Source organism: Rhizobium sp. R339 (assembly GCF_002211395.1).
GTDB lineage: Bacteria > Pseudomonadota > Alphaproteobacteria > Rhizobiales > Rhizobiaceae > Rhizobium.
The window spans coordinates 140,754-159,670 of record NZ_LOKV01000002.1 but is presented as its reverse complement, the minus strand read 5'-3'; the positions used below and the strand labels follow the sequence as shown (position 1 = coordinate 159,670).

17 protein-coding genes are annotated in these 18,917 nt (G+C 62.7%); 3 read left to right on the top strand and 14 right to left on the bottom strand.

Annotation, left to right across the window (positions count from 1 at the left end; translation table 11 throughout):
• Positions 1-27: 27 nt before the first annotated feature.
• From ATY76_RS06270 to ATY76_RS06210, 13 genes are all read right to left on the bottom strand, one after another.
• Entirely contained in the window at positions 28-2,001 is a 1,974-nt protein-coding gene (locus ATY76_RS06270) for a methyl-accepting chemotaxis protein (RefSeq protein ID WP_088673915.1), read from the bottom strand.
• A gap of 667 nt (positions 2,002-2,668) precedes the next feature.
• Positions 2,669-3,739, bottom strand: coding sequence for an LLM class flavin-dependent oxidoreductase (locus ATY76_RS06265; protein ID WP_088673914.1), 1,071 nt, complete (start codon positions 3,737-3,739; stop codon positions 2,669-2,671).
• A gap of 58 nt (positions 3,740-3,797) precedes the next feature.
• Entirely contained in the window at positions 3,798-5,165 is a 1,368-nt protein-coding gene (locus ATY76_RS06260; protein ID WP_088673913.1) for an LLM class flavin-dependent oxidoreductase, read from the bottom strand.
• A gap of 21 nt (positions 5,166-5,186) precedes the next feature.
• Complete coding sequence (locus ATY76_RS06255) at positions 5,187-5,936, bottom strand: ABC transporter ATP-binding protein (protein WP_088673912.1); 750 nt, start codon at positions 5,934-5,936, stop codon at positions 5,187-5,189.
• The gene (locus tag ATY76_RS06250; RefSeq protein WP_088673911.1) at positions 5,912-6,820 is read right to left on the bottom strand and encodes an ABC transporter permease; all 909 of its coding nucleotides are present in this window, start codon (positions 6,818-6,820) and stop codon (positions 5,912-5,914) included. The genes ATY76_RS06255 and ATY76_RS06250 overlap by 25 nt, the downstream gene beginning before the upstream one ends.
• A 33-nt stretch (positions 6,821-6,853) precedes the next feature.
• Positions 6,854-7,879 carry an ABC transporter substrate-binding protein gene (locus ATY76_RS06245; protein ID WP_088673910.1) on the bottom strand — a complete coding sequence of 342 codons (1,026 nt, stop codon included), beginning with the start codon at positions 7,877-7,879 and terminating at the stop codon, positions 6,854-6,856.
• Positions 7,880-8,129: 250 nt separating this feature from the next.
• On the bottom strand, positions 8,130-8,468 hold the full coding sequence (locus ATY76_RS06240; protein ID WP_088673909.1) for a hypothetical protein: 339 nt from the start codon (positions 8,466-8,468) through the stop codon (positions 8,130-8,132).
• A gap of 88 nt (positions 8,469-8,556) precedes the next feature.
• Positions 8,557-9,657, bottom strand: coding sequence for a substrate-binding domain-containing protein (locus tag ATY76_RS06235; protein WP_088673908.1), 1,101 nt, complete (start codon positions 9,655-9,657; stop codon positions 8,557-8,559).
• A gap of 48 nt (positions 9,658-9,705) precedes the next feature.
• The gene (locus tag ATY76_RS06230) at positions 9,706-10,746 is read right to left on the bottom strand and encodes an ABC transporter permease (protein WP_088673907.1); all 1,041 of its coding nucleotides are present in this window, start codon (positions 10,744-10,746) and stop codon (positions 9,706-9,708) included.
• An 18-nt stretch (positions 10,747-10,764) separates the two neighbouring features.
• Complete coding sequence (locus tag ATY76_RS06225) at positions 10,765-12,261, bottom strand: sugar ABC transporter ATP-binding protein (protein WP_088673906.1); 1,497 nt, start codon at positions 12,259-12,261, stop codon at positions 10,765-10,767.
• Positions 12,262-12,366: 105 nt separating this feature from the next.
• Positions 12,367-13,260, bottom strand: a complete 894-nt coding sequence (locus ATY76_RS06220; RefSeq protein ID WP_088673905.1) for an NAD(P)-dependent oxidoreductase — start codon at positions 13,258-13,260, stop codon at positions 12,367-12,369.
• The gene (locus tag ATY76_RS06215; protein WP_088673904.1) at positions 13,250-13,804 is read right to left on the bottom strand and encodes a gluconokinase; all 555 of its coding nucleotides are present in this window, start codon (positions 13,802-13,804) and stop codon (positions 13,250-13,252) included. Before ATY76_RS06215 ends, ATY76_RS06220 begins: the two co-directional genes overlap by 11 nt.
• A gap of 13 nt (positions 13,805-13,817) precedes the next feature.
• On the bottom strand, positions 13,818-14,582 hold the full coding sequence (locus tag ATY76_RS06210) for an SDR family oxidoreductase (protein ID WP_088673903.1): 765 nt from the start codon (positions 14,580-14,582) through the stop codon (positions 13,818-13,820).
• A gap of 137 nt (positions 14,583-14,719) precedes the next feature.
• On the opposite strand from ATY76_RS06210, the gene ATY76_RS06205 reads away from it, so the two are divergent.
• Together ATY76_RS06205 and ATY76_RS06200 are read left to right on the top strand one after the other, a co-directional pair.
• Entirely contained in the window at positions 14,720-15,661 is a 942-nt protein-coding gene (locus ATY76_RS06205; protein ID WP_088673902.1) for a 2-hydroxyacid dehydrogenase, read from the top strand.
• 8 nt (positions 15,662-15,669) lie between these two features.
• Positions 15,670-16,701 carry an L-idonate 5-dehydrogenase gene (locus ATY76_RS06200; RefSeq protein ID WP_088673901.1) on the top strand — a complete coding sequence of 344 codons (1,032 nt, stop codon included), beginning with the start codon at positions 15,670-15,672 and terminating at the stop codon, positions 16,699-16,701.
• A gap of 12 nt (positions 16,702-16,713) precedes the next feature.
• On the opposite strand, the gene ATY76_RS06195 is transcribed toward ATY76_RS06200, so the two are convergent.
• Complete coding sequence (locus tag ATY76_RS06195; protein WP_088673900.1) at positions 16,714-17,781, bottom strand: LacI family DNA-binding transcriptional regulator; 1,068 nt, start codon at positions 17,779-17,781, stop codon at positions 16,714-16,716.
• Positions 17,782-17,960: 179 nt separating this feature from the next.
• On the opposite strand from ATY76_RS06195, the gene ATY76_RS06190 reads away from it, so the two are divergent.
• Positions 17,961-18,887: an SMP-30/gluconolactonase/LRE family protein gene (locus tag ATY76_RS06190; RefSeq protein ID WP_088673899.1), complete on the top strand. Its 927-nt coding sequence runs from the start codon at positions 17,961-17,963 to the stop codon at positions 18,885-18,887.
• Positions 18,888-18,917 lie beyond the last annotated feature (30 nt).

The following is an 18,917-nucleotide window of genomic DNA, read 5'->3' as shown; positions in this document are numbered from 1 at the left end:
GGCAGGGGCGCAAGAGCGCTCCGGCGATCAGAATTCTTCCCAATCACCGGCCAATGCCGTGTTCCCCTGGACCGCCGCGCCGCCCTGGAACGACTTGCCGATCTTCGCGATCATCTGCCGAGCCGGCGAGACGACGGGTTGAGCGTGCTGCGCCGCTGCGGCCGGCTGCGTCATGCGCCTCGATGCTACCGCGCCGCCGATGTTGAACTGGCTGAGCAACTGGAACAGCGCATCGGCTTCCTTGGCAAGGTTATGAGCGGCGGCTGTGGCTTCTTCCACCATGGCGGCGTTCTGCTGCGTGCCCTGATCCATTTTGTTGACGGCGGCATTGATCTCTTTCAAGCCCGTCGCCTGTTCCTGCGAAGCGCCGACGATGGCGCCGACATTGCCGTCGACCTGCTGCACCTGCGTCGCAATCTCCTGCAGGGCCTTTCCGGTCTCGCCGACCAGGGCGACGCCGCTCTTCACGTGGCCGTTCGAAGCGTTGATCAGTTCCTTGATTTCCTTTGCCGCCTTGGCGGAACGCTGCGCCAATTCGCGCACTTCCTGGGCAACGACGGCAAAGCCCTTGCCGGCTTCACCGGCGCGGGCGGCTTCGACGCCGGCATTCAGCGCCAAGAGGTTGGTCTGGAAGGCGATCTCGTCGATCACGCCGATGATGCTGCCGATCTCGGTGGCGGAGGATTCGATCTTGCCCATGGCGTCGACCGCATCGCGAACGACGCTGCCCGAGCGTTCCGCATTGTCCTTGGTCTTGCGAACGAGCTGCCCGGCTTCCTGGGCCCTGTGGCTGGAGTCGGCGACGGTGGTCGTGATTTCTTCCAGGGCGGCGGCGGTTTCCTCGACGGAAGCGGCCTGCTGTTCGGTCCGCTTGGCGAGATCGTCCGAGGCCGATCGGATCTCCTGTGCGCCGGCCGCGATGGCGCTGGCGTTCTGGGAAACCTTCTGCATGGCGGCACGGAGCTTTTCGACCGCGGCATTGAAGTCGGCCCGGAGCTTTTCCAGAGACGGAATGAAGGGCGTGTCGATCTGCTGCGTGAGGTCGCCGTCTGCCAGCGCCTGCAAGGCATCGCCGAGTCGGCCGACGGCCTGGTCCGTTTGCTCGGCAAGGGTGCGGCGTTCGTCGGCATCCTGCTCGAGCCGGTGCCGCTCCGCGACAGCCCGCTTGCTTTCCGCATCGGCTTCCCGTTCCGCCTTTGCCGAAATCGCGTCGCGCAAGCCGGCCACGGCGCGCGCAAGCTTGCCGATCTCGTCGCCGCGCGCTTCGAGGCGACGATCGCCGTCGAGATTGCCTTCCGCCATCGCCTTCAGCGAAAGCTGGAGTTTTGCCAGCGGGCCGACGATCGTGCGGGATGTAATGGCGGCAGCGATGACGGAAAGAAGAGCTGCGATGCCGAGCGCGGTCAGCGCTATCGGCTTGAAGCCGCTCGCCGTGCTGCGAACCTCGCCGCCGATCGATTTGTTCAGCGCTTCCTGATAGTCGATGAATTTGTTGATGGCGCCGAGCCACTCCACGAAGGCCGGCCGGGCCTGTTCAAGCAGGATCTTGCGGGCCGCTTCGCCGTCGCCCTTCTCCTCCAGCGCGATGATCTCCGCGACCAGAGGATTGGTTTTCGCCTGAATGCCGGCAATCTCGTTCAGAATGGTTTTTTCCTGATCCGTCGCACCTGCCGGTGATGCAACCATGTCGGCCATGCGCTTTTCATTCTCGGCATAAGTGGCCGCCAGCTTTTCGATCAGCGCCACGGCCGCCTTGCGTTCGTCCGCCGAGGTCACCAGGGTCACGTCGCGGATGGCGATCGCCCGATCGTGCACGCTGCCGCGATAGTTGATGGCAAACCGCTGCTTGACGCTGTTGACGTCGTTGATCGTTTCAAGATTGCTGTTGATCTGCGCAACCTCCACTGCCGAATAGATGGTCAGGCCGGCCATCAGCAGAACCAGGAAGCTGAAGCCGAGGGTGAGACGCATCGCGATCCCGAAACTCTTAATGCTGTTCATTGGCACTCTCCATCGTTGGCGAGGTTTGTCAAAAGTGGCTGGGACGCCAGGATCGCTCGTCACATCTCATTCAAGCGTGCGGCCTCGATCCGTACTCCCGAATGCGTCCGGCCGCGGCTCTTCGCGCCGGACATGCCACTTCGCATGCACACTGCGCATTTATCCGGGAGCGGCCAAAGCCGATGCCTCGAGACGCGGAAGCGCGCGTGAAAGTAACACCGGCAATTTCATGCAAGATTTCGGATGCCTGGCCCGCCATCATGGCGTAGGTGACGATCCTGAGAACGTCGTTCCGATATCCTAAAAAATTTAAGAGAATATATTTTAGAGAGTGTAAACGGAGGCTGCCGAGCGCCAATATGCTGCGCTTTTCGTATATTTTATGCGCATTTTTTGGGCGGACGCCACGTGAAAAGAGTATGCCAAGTTGTTTCGCAGAAACGGTCGATATCTGCTGTTGTAGATCCGAAGCTCAACTCCTTCGGTGCCTTGTACTCGGGCAATGATCTGACGCACGACGAACGGAAATTGCGAATCACTTGGGATGCACTGCAGCGGCGAGGACGATGCTTGGCGCCGTCTCTACGTCGCCAACAATTTCGGCCGCAGCCAATGCGCTGCAGCGACCTGACATCCTATGCTCTTGGCACATTGCCCGCCTGCGGCGTCAGCCACGCAGCAGCGGCAGAAGCCGATCGCCCTGGCGCTTGATCTCGGAGAGGTAAGGCGTATCCGAAAGCACGAAATGCGTGATGCCGAGATCCTGGTATTTGCGCAGCGAGCGGGCGACATCTTCCGCAGAACCGACCAGCCAGGTGGTGCCGGCACCGCCGCCGCCGAATTTGCCCGGCGCGGTATAGAGATTGTCGTCGAGCACGTCGCCGCGCTCATGAAGAGCGAGCAGCCGCTGCTGGCCGACGGCGAGCGCGCGCTGGTGATCGTGCCAGCCGTCACCCTTGCTCTTCGCCATCTCGGCGACCTTCGCCTCGGCGTCGGCCCAGGCCTCATCCGTGGTGTCCCGAACCAGTGTCGTTATCCGCAGCCCGAATTCCAGCGGAGGCAGATCGCGATCGAGCTGCCTGCTCAGCGCTTTCAGGCGGTCGATCCGCTCGCGGACGCCTTCGAGCGGCTCGCCCCAGAAAAGCTGGACATCGGCCTCGGAGGCCGCCACTCTTTCAGCCGCTTCCGAAGCGCCGCCAAAATAGAATTTGGGATGGCGGCGGCTGCCGCGAGCCTCAATGCGCGGGACTACAGTAGAGTCGGCGAGCCGGAAATAATCGCCGGCGAAGGTGACGTTTTCTTCGGTCCACAATCGTCGGACCAGCCGCATGAACTCCCTTGTCCTGCTATAGCGATGCGCCTGGTCGCCCTCGCTGTCACCATAGGCGCCGAGATTGTCCTTGCCCGAGACGATGTTGATCCGCACCCGGCCGCTGCTGAGATGGTCGAGCGTCGCCGCGGCGGAAGCGAAATTCGCTGGCCGCCAATAGCCCGGCCGGATCGCAATCAGCGGCTCGAAGGTCGTGGTTCGCGCAGCAAGCGAGGCCGCGACCGTGAATGTGTCGGGCCGGCCCCAGCCGGTGCCGATAAGCGCGCCCTTCCAGCCATGCTCTTCGAGCGCCCTCGCATGGCTGGTCAAGGTATCGAGGCTGTTGTGGTTTTCCACGGCGGAATCGCCGCGATGGCCGGGTCTGACGTCGTTCGGGATATACCAGAGAAATTCGGACTGATTACTCATGCGATGCTGCAGTTTTCCATGGTTGGGAATGGGAGGCCAGGGAAAGGCCTCCCGAAGATCAGACGGCGGCCTGCGCCTGCTGCGCCCGAAGGGCAAAGCCGTTCGGCGGGCGCCGGAGGCCGAGATTCTCTCGCAGCGTCGCACCTTCATATTCGTGCCGGAAGAGGCCGCGCTTGCGCAGGATCGGAACGACCTGATCGACGAAATCGGTCAGCGCCGTGGGCAGGATCGGCGGCATGATGTTGAAGGCGTCGGCCGCACCATTCTCGAACCATGTCTGCATCGCATCGGCGACCTGTTCGGGCGTGCCGACCACCGTGCGGTGGCCGCGCGCGGTGGCGACCGCCAGGTAGAACTGGCGCAAAGTCAGATTGTTGCGTGACACCAGGTCGGAAACCAGCTTGAGGCGGCTCTTGTTGAGTTCCGTATCCTCGGGCAAGGGAGGGGCGGGATCATCCAGCGAATAGCCGGAAAGGTCGACGCCCCTGTAGTGGCGGGCAAGAATATTCCAGGCGATCGAGGGATGGACGAGCGACTGGATATACTCGTAGTTCGCCTGGGCTTCCGCTTCCGTCCCGCCGAGGACCGGGAATATGCCGGGACTGATCAGCAGATCGTCCGGCCGCCGCCCGTAGCGGGCGAGCCGCCCCTTGACGTCGGAATAGAATTCCTGCGCATCCTCGAGCGTCTGGTTGGCGGTAAAGATCATTTCCGCCGTGCGGGCGGCCAGTTCGCGCCCTGGTTCCGAGGCGCCCGCCTGCACGATGACGGGATAGCCCTGAACGGGGCGACCGACATTGAGCGGACCGGTCACCGAGAAAAACTTGCCCTTATGATTGACGAGATGCACCTTGTCGGGATCGAGATAGATCCCGCTCTCCTTGTCGCGGATGAAGGCATCGTCCTCGTAGGAATCCCACAGGCCTTTGACCAGATCGACGAATTCCTCGGCCCGCTCATAGCGGTCGGCATGCGCGGGATGACCGGCGACCGAAAAATTCTTCGAGACATCCGCGCCCGTCGTGACGACGTTCCAGGCCGCCCGGCCCTTCGAGATATAATCGAGCGACGCGAAGCGGCGGGCGAGAAGATATGGGTCCTCGTAGGTGGTCGATGCCGTGGCGACGAAGCCGATATGTTCGGTGACCTGCGAGAGGGCGGCCCAGAGGGTCAGGGGCTCGAAATGTGCGCCCTGGGCGGTTCGGCGGACCGCCTCCAGATCCTTGGCACGCTCCCATCCGGCCGGACTGTCGGCGACGAAGACGAGATCGAATTTGCCCCGCTCGGCGGTCCGCGCAAGCTCCCGGTAATGATCGATATTGAGGCCGGCATCGGTCTGCGCGTCCGGATGGCGCCAGGCGGCGATATGATGGCCTGTCGCCATGATGAACGCGCCAAGCCGCATTTGCCTTTTCGATGTGCTCATTGGCTTAAATCCCTCGCTGATTCAGGCTGCCTTGCGGCCCGGGATGTCGACCCCGAGCCGGCGGAGAAGATGGATCCGGAAATCCGCGAAGCGCGGATCGCCATGATCGCGCGGCGTCGGCAGATCGATCTTGAGATCCTCGACGAGGCGGCCTTCATCGAGAACCAGGATACGGTCGGCCAGCGAGATCGCCTCATCGACATCGTGCGTAACCAGCAGCACGGCCGGACGGTGCCGCGCACAGAGCTCCCGCAGCAGATCGTGCATCTTGAGCCGTGTCAGGGCGTCGAGCGCGCCGAAGGGTTCATCGGCAAGAAGCAGGGCAGGCTCCCGCACCAGGGAGCGGGCAAGCGCAACCCTCTGCTGTTCGCCACCGGAAAGCTCGTTTGGCCACGCGCTCTCCCGCCCTTCGAGGCCGACTTCCGCCAGGGCTTTCCTTCCTGCTTGTTGACCGGCAGCGCCATGCAGGCCCAGCGTGACGTTCTCGATGACGCTTCGCCATGGCAGCAGGCGGGCGTCCTGGAAGACCACCGAGAGGTTTTCCGGCGTCTCGAGCGTGCCGGTCCCCTCGACACCGTGATCGAGGCCGGCAAGGGCTCTGAGAAAGGTGCTCTTGCCGGAGCCGCTGCGCCCGAGAAGGGCAACGAATTCGCCTCTCTCAATATCGAGATCGACGCCGTCGAGGATTGTCTTGGCCGCGAACCGGCGGACGAGGCTCCGCACATGCACGGTCTTGGCTTCGGGGTTCAATTTGCCAGGGTGCGGCGCCATGCGAGAGCCCTCCGTTCGATGAAGCGGACGAGACCGTCCGAAACGAGGCCGAGCAGCACATAGACCACAAGACCGACGAGAATGACGTCTGTCTGTCCGTAATTGCGGGCGAGATCGATCATGTAGCCGAGCCCGCTCGTGGCGTTGATCTGCTCGACCACGACGAGGGAAACCCAGCAGAGGGTGACGGCAAACCGCAGTCCCAGGAGGAAGCCGGGCAAGGCGCCGGGCAGAACCACCTGAAGGATGAAGTCCTTCTGGCTCATGCGCAGCGTCTCGGCGAGTTCGACATAACGGCTGTCGATACTGCGCAGCGCATTGTGGGTGTGGATGTAGATCGGCACGGTGACGGCGAGCACGATGGTCGTGACCTTCATGCTCTCGCCGATGCCGAACCACAGGATCAGCAAGGGGATCAGGGCGAGTGTCGGTATGGCGCGCTTGATCTGGACAGGCCCGTCGATGAGGGCTTCGCCGATCCGGGAAAGGCCGGCGATCACGGCCAGCACCGTGCCGACCAGCAATCCGATGCCGAGGCCGAGCAAGGCCCGCGTCGCCGACGTCACGAAATTATCCTGCAGGCGACCCTGCTCGATGAGCCTGACGAAGGCCTCGGCGACCGTCCACGGCGCCGACAGGATGCGCGGGTCGATCCATCCGAGAGCGGAGCCGGCGACCCAGGCCAAGACCAGCAAGGCCGGCCCGATCTGCAAGCCGAAAGGTATGGCCGGCCCAGGGCCAAGCCTGCGCCGGACGCGAGGGCCGGTCGGTCCGGCAATGGTCGCCGGGCCGGCCGGTTTGGCCGCGCGTGAACTCGAATGCGCAATTCTGCCGGCGGATGGCCGCGATGGTTTCGCCGCATCCGCATCCCAAATGGTTGCCATGCTATGGATCTCCTCCTGGATGGATGTGGAAAATTACAGGCTCCTCGCCAAAGCCGCGGCGCCGAGCTTTTCGAAGCGACTGTCGAAGATCTGCTCGACGTCGAAAGGTTTGTAGCCAAGCTCGTCCGCCAGCAGGTTGATCGTTTCCTGGTGGCGCTTCTTCACTTCGCTCCAATCGCCGGGCACGATTTGCTCACCGGTCAGCTTGACGAGGTATTCCCCGTCCTCCTGGCTGAGCCCCTGCTGGGCGACGTAATATCCCTTGATCCAGGGTTCGGGGTTTCGGTTCACCCATTCTGTGGCGCGGGCCCAGAGGCCGACATATTCGGCCAGAGCCGCCGCCTTGGCGGGGTCGTCCAGAACCCATTGCGGCGCATAGAGATGGCTCGGATCGTCCCGCAACCCATGCTCCAGGAGGGTCGCCCCGTCGGCTCCGTATTGGCCGATGTAACGCCTGATGTAGACGCCGCCGAGCGGTGCGATGTCGACCTGTTTGCTCGCCAGGGCCTTGGGATAGACATCGCCGGTGCTCGGCAGCTCGACGAGGGTGACGTCGCCGCTCTTCAGGCCAGCCGAGTGAAGGGCACGCAGGACAAGAGTGCCCTGAGCCTGGCCCGGGCTGAAGGCGATGCGTTTGCCGCGGAAATCCGCAAGAGTTTTAACGTCGACGCCCGGCGCGATGCCGAAGCGGTAGATCGGATTGGCGATCGGGTCGCGGCGTTCGCGATAGGTGATGTTGCGGACAGGCAGGTTGTTCCAGTTGGCGAAGATCGAGGGGATCTCGGCCACCGATCCGACATCGAGCGCATGGGCACGAAATGCTTCCGAGGTCTGCGGCCCGCCGCTGATATTGGCCCATTTCACTTCGAATGTCAGTTCTTTGTCGAGGCCGGAGAGCTCGAATGCTTTCTGGGTGACCGGATCGCCGATCGTCAGCACCGTGCCCGGCGGCACCTTGGGAAGGAGCGGCGCGTCCGCCTGGGCAGTAGCCGGATTGTGGATGGCGCCGAAGCCAAGCAGACTGAACAATGCGATTTTGAATGTCTTTGCCAATGTCATCGTCGATCTTCCCGTTTGGATTTCTGGTTGCAGGAACGATGCGGGGCAGGATGGGGCATAATCTACTAAATCAGTAGACTATTTTCTCTAATATTGTGGTCGCTGGTGAAAAAATTTCCCCGGGAACTCCCGGGGCAGAGGACCTTCGCGTCCGCCGGGCGATCAAGCGCACGGACAAAAAAGACGCCCCGGACGTGCGTCCAGGGCGCAGGTTTTGGTTTAATCGGTTTTGCCGCCGGGATCGGCTACATCAGGCAATTTGCGGCGGGTATTCGCTGGCCGAGAAGACGTGATGGTGCACCTTGCCCGTGAAGAGCTTCAGCAGTTCCCCTGTCACCTCGCGGCTCTCGGAGCGCACATTGGAGCGCAACGCAGTGTCCACCGCCTTCATGTCGGGATAACGAATGGCGAGCGCCATGGCATAGACCGGGGCGCCTTCGTCGCGCTCCATTCCATCAAGCACGCGGACTTCTTCGGCGCCCGGAAATTGAGTCCATAGCGGGACGAGCCGTCGCCTCACGAAATCGCGGAACTCCTCTTCCCGGCCGGGATGGATTTCGCCTTCAAACAAAGCGTAACGAATGATCATAGGTTCTCTTTTCCAAAACTCGCGGAGCTGGATTGATGGTGATGCGGGGGAAGGAGGGCGTATCGGCCGATACGCCCTGGGGAGGGGCTTATTTGCCCCAGATTTTCTTGTATTGGTCGCGATAGCCGTTGTCGGGATCGAAGCTGTTCTTCGGTCCGCCGTCGAATTCGACATTCGCACTGGTCACGACATGGAGCGGCGACACATAGCCGGACCACGGAGCGCCGGCGAAAGCGCGGTTGAGTTCGTCGACGAGCTGCCAGCCCTGGAGATTGAGCGGCTCGGCGACGGTAACGGCTTGGTACTGCTTGGCGCGAATGCGCTGATAGGCGCTTTCCGAACCATCGCCGGCCGCGACGTTCACCGGCTTTCCGTCACCGGCAATGCCGGCCGAGGCGAGCGACGGCCCCATGAAGTCATAGTAAAGGTCGTTGATCGCGAGAGAATGCGTCCACTTGGCGCCGTACTTCTGCAGCAGCGACGTGGTCAGCTGCGGCATGCGCTGCGAGGTTTCGGCGATCGGCGTATCGACATATTCGAGCACCGTGCCGCCGAGATCTTCGATCTCCTTCTTCATGCGGTCGGCCTTGGCGATGGCGATCGCATAGGTGGAGTCGGTGAAGATGATGACGCCGGGCTTGCCGCCGGCATCGGCGAAGGCCCAATCCGCGGCAGACTTCGAGACTTCCATCGCGTCGGTGGTGACATTGGCGAACACGCCGACATCGGCAACCGGACCGACGGCCGAGGCTGCATGCCAGGAAACCATCGGAATGCCGGCCGCCTTGGCCGCTTCCATCGCCGGCTTCTGCTCGACGGCGTCAAAACCGTTGATGATGATGCCGTCAGGCTTCAGCGCCATGGCCTGGCCGAATGCCGCCGTCCGCCCGCCGATCGAGCCGGCGCCGTCGAGCACCTTCACAGTCCAGCCGAGTGCGCCTGCCGCTTCCTGAACGCCATTAGCCACGCCGAGGATGCCGCCATTCTTCATATCGCCGGCAAGGACGACGATGTTCTTACCCTCAGCGCCCTTGGGGCCGCTCGTCGGGCCGTCCCAGGCGCTCACCTTGGAGGCATATTTGTCGACCACGGCCTTGGCGTCGGCCATGGAATCGGCCAGTGCCGGCATGCCGAGCATAAGGACGGCGACGGTTGCGACCGTTGCCTGCAATAAATTCCTGCGCTTCATGTTCACTCCTCTTGTTTATTGTTTTGAAATGCCGGCGAGCCGGCTTCCTCATTTGGACGCGGGCGTGATCCTCCTCACGGCCCCGCGTTTGCGCTGGGCGTAGCCTGCTATACCGATGGCGATCAGCAGGGTTACGCCATTGAACAGCGGTTCGACGAAGAACGACCCGCCGAATTGCTGAATTCCCGATATCCCGACCGCCAGGATAATGACGCCGATCAGGGTGCCCCAGACGTTCACCCGGCCCGGCTTGATCGTCGTCGATCCCAGGAATGCGCCGACGAGTGCGGGCAGGAGATATTCGAGGCCGACGCTTGCCTGGCCGATGCGCAGCTTGGAGGCGAGAAGGACGCCCGTCAGAGCCGCGAGCAGGCCGGAGGTGATGAATGCGCCCATCACGAATTTGCGGACCGGGATGCCATTGAGGGCGGCAGCCTTGGGATTGGCGCCGATGGCGTAGAGATAACGGCCGATCGGCAGATATTCGAGAACGATCCACATGCAGATTGCGATCAGGAGAACGTAGAAGCCGGTGATGGGCAGGCCGAAGAGCATGGTGCCGTTCAGCGCGTAGAAACCCTCAGGCAGCACGCCGACCACCTGCCGGCCGCCGGTGTGCCAAAGCGCAAGCGCGTAGAGAACCGTTCCGGTGCCGAGCGTGGCGATGAAGCTGTCGATCTTGGCAACCTCGACCAGCAGGCCGTTGATGAAGCCGGTGAGAACGCCGAGCGCCAGCACGATGATGACGGCGACCGGCCAGGGCAGGCCATAGACCGTCTGCAGGCTGATGGCGAGAACGTGCCAGAGCACGATACCGTAACCCACGGTCAGGTCGATGCGGCCCGATGCCATCGGGATCATTGCGGCGAGCGACAGAAGCGCGATGATCGCCTTGTCGGAGACGATCGAGCGGACGTTCAAAACGGTCGGAAACGTATCCGGCAGCATGATCGAGAAGAGCAGGATCAGGCCGAGGGTCAGGATCACCAGCCCGTAAACCGGGATCAGGCGTCCGATCTTCTGGCCGGTGGAAAGGCCGGCCATTTCGCTCTTGGTCGGCTCCAGCGCGGTGGATTCAATGGATTGCATGGCTGTTCTCCCGATGGCTCAAGCGGCTTCCGATGCCGAGGCGGCGGTGATGACCGCCTCCGTCGTCAGGGCGCTTCCAGTCAGTTCGCTGACGATTTTGCCGCGCGAGAAAACCAGCGCGCGGTGGCAGATATGGGCGATTTCCTCGAAATCCGTCGAGACCACGACGACTGCGAGCCCCGCTTCCAGCGCCTGCGTGATCAGGCGGTAGATTTCAGCACGCGCGCCGATGTCGACGCCGGCGGTCGGATCTTCCGCGATCAGCAGCTTACGGCCGGTCGCCAGCCAGCGGCCGACGACCACTTTCTGCTGGTTGCCGCCGGACAAGGCCTCCACCGGCAGATCCGGATCGTTCGGCCTGAGGCCGACGGATTGGCCGATCGCATGGGCGAGGTCGGCTTCGCCGCGCGGAGACAGGAAGGAAAACAGCCCGCGTCCGACGGCGCCAGGATTGATGTATGTGTTTTCCCGAATGGAAAGCGAGAGCGCCACCGACTCTTCCGTCCGGTCGCGGGCGATCAGTCCGATGCCTGATGCCATTGCCCGCAGAGGGCTCGAAAGATCAGGCGCCCTATCATGCAGCAGAACCGTGCCGCCGAACGGCTCGCAGCCGAACAAGGCCCGGCCGATGCGCTCCTGCCCGGCGCCGCGCAATCCGGCAAGACCGAGGAGCTCGCCCTCGCGGATATCGAAGGATATCGGGCTCGTGCCGGCACAGACGAGATCGCGCACCTTGACGATCGCTTTGCCGGGCTTGATCTCGGTCTTGGAAAAGAGACTGTCGCCGCTGCGGCCGATGATCATCGACACCAGTTCGTCGGGGGTGGTTTCGCTGACGGGCTTCTGCCCGACCATGCGCCCGTCGCGCAGGACGGCGACCCGATCGGCGATGCGGAAAATTTCGTCAAGCCGGTGGGAGACGTAGATCATGCCAACGCCGCGCTCCTTCAGGGGGCGGATCGCATCGAACAGCCGGTCGACCTCATCGGCGGGCAGGCTCGCCGTCGGCTCGTCGAGGACGAGAACGTCGGCTTCGACGGCCAGCGCGCGGGCAATGGCGACAAGCGATTTCTCCGTGCGCGACAGCGCCGACACCCGGGTCGTGGGATCGAAATCGCAGCCGACGAGCTTCAAGGCTTCCCTGGCCCGCGCCTGCGTCCTCTTCCAATCGATCAGACCGCTTCGCATCGAGAAGCCCTGCGACAGGCCCATATTCTCGCCAACCGTCATCCATTCGATCAGACCGAGATCCTGGTGGATGAAGGCGACCGGCTGCCGCTCGTTCGGCTTCGGCGGACGATGGTGGTAGCTGTGGCCGCGGAAGAGAATGTCGCCGGCATCCGGCTTGTAGATGCCGGCAAGGGTCTTGATCAGCGTCGATTTCCCGGCGCCGTTTTCGCCGAGCAGCGCAAGGATCTCTCCCTCGCGCAGATCGATCGATACGTCACGCAATGCCTGCGTGCCGCCGAAGCTCTTGGTGATCGATTGGAACTCCAGCAGTCTCTTGGCTTCCACTGTGGCTCCTCCCAAAGCTGCAGCTATCATCGTAGAATTATGTTATCGATAACATTACCAAGTAGTCAAGCGGAAAGTGACGATCTCGAACATCCGATGATGGCGTCAGTCGGCGCGAAATCCATCGAGAAGGCGCATCATCTCGGCGGAGTCTTTCGGCCCCAGGCCGGCGGCGCAGAGCAGGCGATGGATTTCGACCACCGCGCCCGTCATCGGCAGCGGCGTCTTCGTCTTCAGCGCGAAGGCCTGAAGCGAATCCAGATCCTTCAGCATGTTGTCGATCCTGCCCGTCGGCGAGAAATCGCGGGCGGCGAATTTCGCCATGAATTCCTGCAATATCCGGCTGTCCGCCCTGCCGCCGGCAAGGGCGGCCGGAATTGCCGAGGGATCGACGCCGCCGGCTTCGGCGAGTTTGACCGCTTCCGCGACCGCCTGGAACAGCACGGCACAAAACAGCTGATTGATCAGCTTCGTGGTTTGCCCGGCGCCGGATGCGCCCATCAGCGTGTAATTGGCGGCAAGATGCCGCATCACCACGCGCGCCCGTTCGAAATCTTCCGGGCTGCCGCCGGCCATGATCGTCAGCTTTCCGCCGAGCGCGCCGGGCACGCCGCCGGAAAGCGGGCAATCCACCCACGCCATTCCCGTTTCCTTCCGCAGCCGCGTCGCCATGTCGGCCGTCTCGGCGGGATCGATGGAGGACATGTCGATCAGCAGCTTGTCGGCATTTGCCGCCGCCGCAACACCCTTCTCGCCGAAAACGACGGCGCGGACGATGCTGGCGTGATTGAGACTGAGCACGCAGAATTGCGAAGCCGAGACCGCCGCCTCCACGGAAGCGGCCGCGCGAGCCCCCTTGGCTTCCAGCGCCGCGACCTTTTCTGCATCGAGATCGAAGACGGTGACTTTGTGTCCGGTCTCGATCAGGCGCGTGATAATCGCCGTGCCCATGATGCCCGCACCGACGACGGCGACATCTGCTCTGTAATCATCCTGCATGAAATCCTCCCTTGACCGCGACGCCCCTCAGCTCCTCACAAGCCAGCGCCACCATATCATCCAAAGCCATATCGATCGTCACCGTCACCACACCGGGCTCACCGGTCGGCGGCTCCAGCGTCTGCAGCTGGCTGTCGAGCAGCGAGGCCGGCATGAAGTGGCCCTGACGCGCCTGCATCCGCGATAGCAGCAGATCACGCGTCCCCTCCAGGAAAACGAAGGCCAGGCGCCCGTCTGCCGCCTGCCTCAGCCTGTCGCGATAGCTTCTCTTCAGCGCCGAGCACGAAATCACCAATCCCTGCGACGCGTTTTGCGCGGTCTTTATCTCATCGCCGATCCGGTCGAGCCAAGGCAGGCGGTCGGCGTCGGTGAGCGGCATGCCCTCGGCCATCTTCGCGACATTGCGAGCGGGATGGAGCTGGTCGCCTTCCAGAAACGCCAGCCCGTATTGCCCGGCGATACGCTCTCCGACCGAGGATTTGCCGCAGCCGCTCACGCCCATGACGACAATAGCCAGAGGCGGCGCCTTTCTTTCAAGGTCCATCGTCTCGCCTCCCCTAGAGGCAGGTCGTGATGCCGCCGTCGACATAGAGCGTGTGGCCGTTGATGAAGGACGAGCCGCGCCCCGACAGGAAGACGGCAGCGCCGACCAACTCCTCGACATTGCCCCAGCGCCCGGCCGGTGTGCGCTTTTCGAGCCAGGAAGAGAATTCGGGATTGTCGACCAGCGCCTGATTGAGCGGTGTCTTGAAATAACCCGGCGCAATCGCGTTGATCTGCAGGCCGTGCTTGGCCCAATCGGCGCACATGCCGCGCGTCAGATTGCGCACCGCGCCCTTTGTCGCCGTATAGGGGGCGATGCCGGGACGGGCGAGCTCGCTTTGAACGGAGGCGATGTTGATGATCTTGCCCTGACCGCGGGCGATCATGGCCTTGGCCGCCGCCTGGCCGACGTAAAAGACGCTCGAAATATTGGTGGTCAGCAGCAGTTCCCATTTGTCCGCCGGGAAATCCTCCAGCGGCGTGCGAAACTGCATGCCGGCATTGTTGATCAAGATGTCGAGCGGCCCGATATCGGCTTCGATCGCGGCGATCCCCTGCGCCGCGGCGTCCTTGCTGGTCACGTCGAAGATGGCCGCATGGGCCGACAGGCCCTGAGCCTTGAGGCATTCAACGGCGCGCTGGACGGTTTCGGGCGTGCGGCCGTTGATGACGACCTCGGCGCCATGCTGCGCCAGACCCTCGGCCAGCGCATAGCCGATCCCCTGGCTCGAGCCGGTGATCAGGGCAAGCCGCCCGGTCAGATCAAACAGGTTCTTCATGCAGATAACTCCTCCAGTCTCGCTGCGGGCGACGGCTCATGCTGCCGCGTCCGGGTGAAACTTACTTGACATCCCTTTTTCGGATTATATGTTATCGATAACATAATCAACTGCAAAAAATGCGGGATGGAGACGGAATGCCTGAAGTAGAAATCTTGATGGCCGGAGCCTATCCGGAATGGGACATGGTGGATCTGGAGGCGAAGTATCGCATCCATCGCCTGTGGGAAGCGGCCGATCGCCAGGAACTGATCGCAAGGGTCGGCGGCAATATCCGCGCCATCGCGACGCGTGGCGAACTCGGCGCGTCCGCCGAGCTGATGAAGCAATTGCCGAAGCTGGAGATCGTTTCCTGCTACGGCGTCGGCACCGATGCCATCGATCTCTCCTATGCCCGCGCCAACGGCATTCGCGTCACCAATACCCCTGACGTACTGACCGAAGACGTCGCCGATATCGCCATCGGGCTGCTGCTTGCCACGGCGCGGCAGATTCCGCAGGCCGATGCCTTCGTGCGCACCGGCCAGTGGGGCAAGGTTCCGATGCCGCTGGTAACACGCGTCGCAGGCAAGAAGGTCGGGCTCGTCGGTATGGGCCGCATCGGCAAGGCGATCGCCAAGCGGGCCGCCGCTTTCGGCTGCGATATTGCCTATTTCACCCGCAACGAACACACGGATGTCGCCTACGCCTATCAGCCCGATCTGATCGCGCTTGCCGACTGGGCGGACTTCCTGATCGTCATCGTCCCCGGAGGGGAGGCGACCATGAAGATCATCAACGCGCCCGTGCTGAAGGCACTCGGCCCCAACGGCATGCTGATCAATGTTTCGCGCGGGACGACCGTCGATGAAGAGGCGCTGATCGCCGCGCTTCAAAACCGCATCATTCAGGCCGCAGGCCTTGACGTCTTCCTGAACGAGCCCAAGATCGACGCGCGCTTCCTGACGCTGCCGAATGTCGTGCTGCAGCCCCACCACGGCTCCGGCACCATCGAGACCCGCAAGGCCATGGGCCAGCTGGTTCGAGACAATCTCGCCGCGCATTTTGCAGGGCGCGCGCTTCCAACTCCTGTCGTGTGAGGTTCGATATGAAAGCCATCGTCATTCATGCCGCCAAGGATCTGAGGGTCGAGGAGCGCGAGCCGGAAGCTGCGGGAGAGGGGCAGGTGGAGATATCAATCGAAGCCGGCGGCATCTGCGGTTCCGACCTGCATTATTACAATCATGGCGGCTTCGGCACCGTTCGCCTGCGTGAACCGATGATCCTCGGCCACGAGATCGCCGGCACGGTCAAGGCGCTGGGCGCCGGTGTGAGCGACCTTGCGGTCGGAGATCGCGTCGCGGTGTCACCGAGCCGGCCGTGCAATCAATGCCAATATTGCTTGAAGGGCCAGCAGAACCATTGCCTCAACATGCGCTTTTACGGCAGCGCCATGCCGATGCCGCATATTCAGGGCGGCTTTCGCCAGCGGCTGGTGGCGGAGCGGTGGCAATGCCACAAGGTCGCTGAGGGCATCTCGATTCATGAGGCCGCTTTCGCCGAACCCTTCGCGGTGACGCTGCATGCGGCAAGCCGCGCCGGATCGCTGCTGGGCAAGCGGGTGCTCGTCACCGGCTGCGGCCCGATCGGCATGCTGGCGATCGTTGCGGCGCGCGTTCTCGGCGCCCGTGAGATCGTCGCGACCGACGTGACTGACAGCGTTCTCGCCATCGCCCGCACCAGCGGCGCCGATCGCACGATCAACGTCGCCACAAATGCCGCAGACCTTGCGGCCTACGGCGCCGACAAGGGATATTTCGACGTCATGTTCGAGGCATCAGGCAACGAAAGGGCGGTGCGCGCCGGCCTGGAGGTGCTGAGGCCCCGCGCCGTTCTCGTGCAGCTCGGCCTTGGCGGCGATGTCTCCATTCCGCAGAACATGATCGTCGCCAAGGAAATCGAGATGCGCGGGACATTCCGTTTCCACGAGGAGTTCGCGCTTGCCGTCGAACTGATCAATGCGCGCCGTGTCGATCTGAAGCCGCTGCTGACAGGTGTCTTCGGGATCGACGAGGCCGTCGCCGCCTTCGAACTGGCAAGCGACCGCAGCAAGTCCATGAAGGTGCAGATCGCCTTCTGACGGCGTCGCCGGCTATGTGCCGCCGCGGTTCGTGCTTTCGCGTAAGACAACCTTGTAGCCGGTCAATGTGATCTCATCGCCCGTCGAGCCGCCGCCATGCACTGCATCCAGCAGGCGCACGGCGGCCTGCTGGCCGATGCCATAACAGTCGACATTGATGGTGGTGATGCTGGGATGACAGATCGACGAGATCTCGTAGTCGCCAAAGCCGGCAATGGCGATATCTTCAGGCACGCTCATCCCCCTGCGCTTGCATTCCATGATCGCGCCGAAGGCGGAAAGGTCGGAGACGCAGAGAACGACTTCCGTATCCGGCCAGCGCTCCAGGAGGCTGACGACCGCCTGGCCGCCCTGTTCCATGGTGATCGGCGGCACGCCGAAGGAAATCACCCGGCCCGGTCCCAGGCCCAGCTCTTCGACCGTCTTCAGGAAACCGCTTCGCCGCTGGCTGCCGCGCGTATCGCGCGCCGTCGTTCCGCCGATATAGCCGAACCTGCGATAGCCCTGGTTCGCCAGCGCCCGCACCAGCAGGGACATCGCCTCGCTGTTGGAAAAGCCGACGACGTGGTTGATCGGCTCTTCCGGAATCTCCCAGGTTTCGACCACCGGAATGCCGGCCTTATCAAGCATGCGCCGGGCGCGGTCCGTGTGCGAACCGCCGGTGAGGATGATGCCTTCGGGGCGCCGGCGCAGCATCGCCTCGATCAGTCTTTCCTCTTTCTCCGCCGAATAATCGGTATAGCCGAGCAGAAGCTGAAGGCCGGTATTCTCCAACGCGTCGGTGATGCCCCGCGCAGTATCGGAGAAATTCGAATTGTTGATGGAGGGCACGAGGGCGGCGATGAAGCCGCTGCGCCTCGAGGAAAGACTGCCGGCGGAGAGATCGAGCACATAACCCAGCGCATCGACGGCTTCCATGATGCGCTTTCGGGTTTCTTCGGAAACGCTCGCATCCTGCCGGAAGGCGCGTGAGACGGTCATGGCCGATACGCCGACATATTTGGCGACCTCTGCCATCGTCAGCTTCTGGGCGTCAGCTGCCTTGACACGTTTGTCTTTTGGCTCATCCTCGTTTTTCACTGGGCTCCGCTTTCAAAACAGCTTCCGAGTTGGGCAACTCAGGACACGATAAAGTTATCGCTATCATCGCACAATCGATATTATTGCGGGAATGCAGCCTTCCACAGTTGGTCGGTCCCTGTACGATGGCTGCAAAACAAGGCATTATGATATCGATAACAATTCGAAAAGGGAGCATCATGTTCGGCGAAATTGAGGGTACGGGGTTTGAGGTTCTCGATCCGCGCTTTGAACGCTGCTTCGTCGGCCACGCGCGCGTCGAGCGGCTTTGGACGGGCGGCCGTTGGCTGGAGGGACCGGCCTGGTTTGCTGCGGGGCGTTATTTGGTCTTCTCGGATATCCCCAACAATCGCATGATGCGCTACGACGACACCAGCGGCCATACGTCCGTCTTCCGCTCGCCCAGCAACAATTGCAACGGCAACACGGTCGACAATCAGGGCCGGCTCGTCACCTGCGAGCATCTGACACGCCGCGTCACCCGGACGGAGTTTAACGGCAAGATTAGCGTGCTGGCCGACAGGGTTGCTGGCAAGCGGCTCAATTCGCCGAACGACGTCACCGTCAAATCCGATGGCACCATCTGGTTCACCGATCCGAGCTACGGCATTCTCCACGACTATGAGGGCGATTACGGCGACGAGGAAATCGGCGGATGCCATGTCTACCGGCACGATCCGGCGACAGGCGCGACCGATCGGATGACCGCCGATTTCGTCAAACCGAACGGCCTGGCTTTCTCGCCTGACGAAACGATGCTCTATGTTGCCGATACCGGAGGAACGCATCAACCCGGCGGTCCGCGCCATATACGAAAGCTCGCCGTATCCGACGATGGAAATCTCACCGATCTCGGCGTTTTCGCCGAATGCACCGCAGGTTTTTTCGACGGTTTTCGCGTCGACCGGAAGGGCCGGATATGGACGAGCGCCGGCGACGGCGTGCACTGCTATGATCCGGATGGCACCTTGCTCGGCAAGATCCACATTCCCGAGATCGTCTCCAACGTGGCCTTCGGCGGAGAGAAATTGAACCGCCTCTTTATCACCGCCACCACGTCGCTCTACGCCGTCTATCTCACGGCCAACGGCTCGAGCGCCGGGTAACGCCGAGCAGCAGGGGCCGCCGTTACAGGC

Excerpts from the sequence above, each read along its gene's own strand:
- ATY76_RS06260 (WP_088673913.1), bottom strand. The coding sequence starts at position 5,165 with ATGAGCACATCGAAAAGGCAAATGCGGCTTGGCGCGTTCATCATGGCG.
- ATY76_RS06265 (WP_088673914.1), bottom strand. The coding sequence starts at position 3,739 with ATGAGTAATCAGTCCGAATTTCTCTGGTATATCCCGAACGACGTCAGA.
- ATY76_RS06205 (WP_088673902.1), top strand. The coding sequence starts at position 14,720 with ATGCCTGAAGTAGAAATCTTGATGGCCGGAGCCTATCCGGAATGGGAC.
- ATY76_RS06240 (WP_088673909.1), bottom strand. The coding sequence starts at position 8,468 with ATGATCATTCGTTACGCTTTGTTTGAAGGCGAAATCCATCCCGGCCGG.
- ATY76_RS06270 (WP_088673915.1), bottom strand. The coding sequence starts at position 2,001 with ATGAACAGCATTAAGAGTTTCGGGATCGCGATGCGTCTCACCCTCGGC.
- ATY76_RS06235 (WP_088673908.1), bottom strand. The coding sequence starts at position 9,657 with ATGAAGCGCAGGAATTTATTGCAGGCAACGGTCGCAACCGTCGCCGTC.
- ATY76_RS06210 (WP_088673903.1), bottom strand. The coding sequence starts at position 14,582 with ATGAAGAACCTGTTTGATCTGACCGGGCGGCTTGCCCTGATCACCGGC.
- ATY76_RS06190 (WP_088673899.1), top strand. The coding sequence starts at position 17,961 with ATGTTCGGCGAAATTGAGGGTACGGGGTTTGAGGTTCTCGATCCGCGC.
- ATY76_RS06250 (WP_088673911.1), bottom strand. The coding sequence starts at position 6,820 with ATGGCAACCATTTGGGATGCGGATGCGGCGAAACCATCGCGGCCATCC.
- ATY76_RS06230 (WP_088673907.1), bottom strand. The coding sequence starts at position 10,746 with ATGCAATCCATTGAATCCACCGCGCTGGAGCCGACCAAGAGCGAAATG.
- ATY76_RS06215 (WP_088673904.1), bottom strand. The coding sequence starts at position 13,804 with ATGGACCTTGAAAGAAAGGCGCCGCCTCTGGCTATTGTCGTCATGGGC.
- ATY76_RS06220 (WP_088673905.1), bottom strand. The coding sequence starts at position 13,260 with ATGCAGGATGATTACAGAGCAGATGTCGCCGTCGTCGGTGCGGGCATC.
- ATY76_RS06245 (WP_088673910.1), bottom strand. The coding sequence starts at position 7,879 with ATGACATTGGCAAAGACATTCAAAATCGCATTGTTCAGTCTGCTTGGC.
- ATY76_RS06255 (WP_088673912.1), bottom strand. The coding sequence starts at position 5,936 with ATGGCGCCGCACCCTGGCAAATTGAACCCCGAAGCCAAGACCGTGCAT.
- ATY76_RS06200 (WP_088673901.1), top strand. The coding sequence starts at position 15,670 with ATGAAAGCCATCGTCATTCATGCCGCCAAGGATCTGAGGGTCGAGGAG.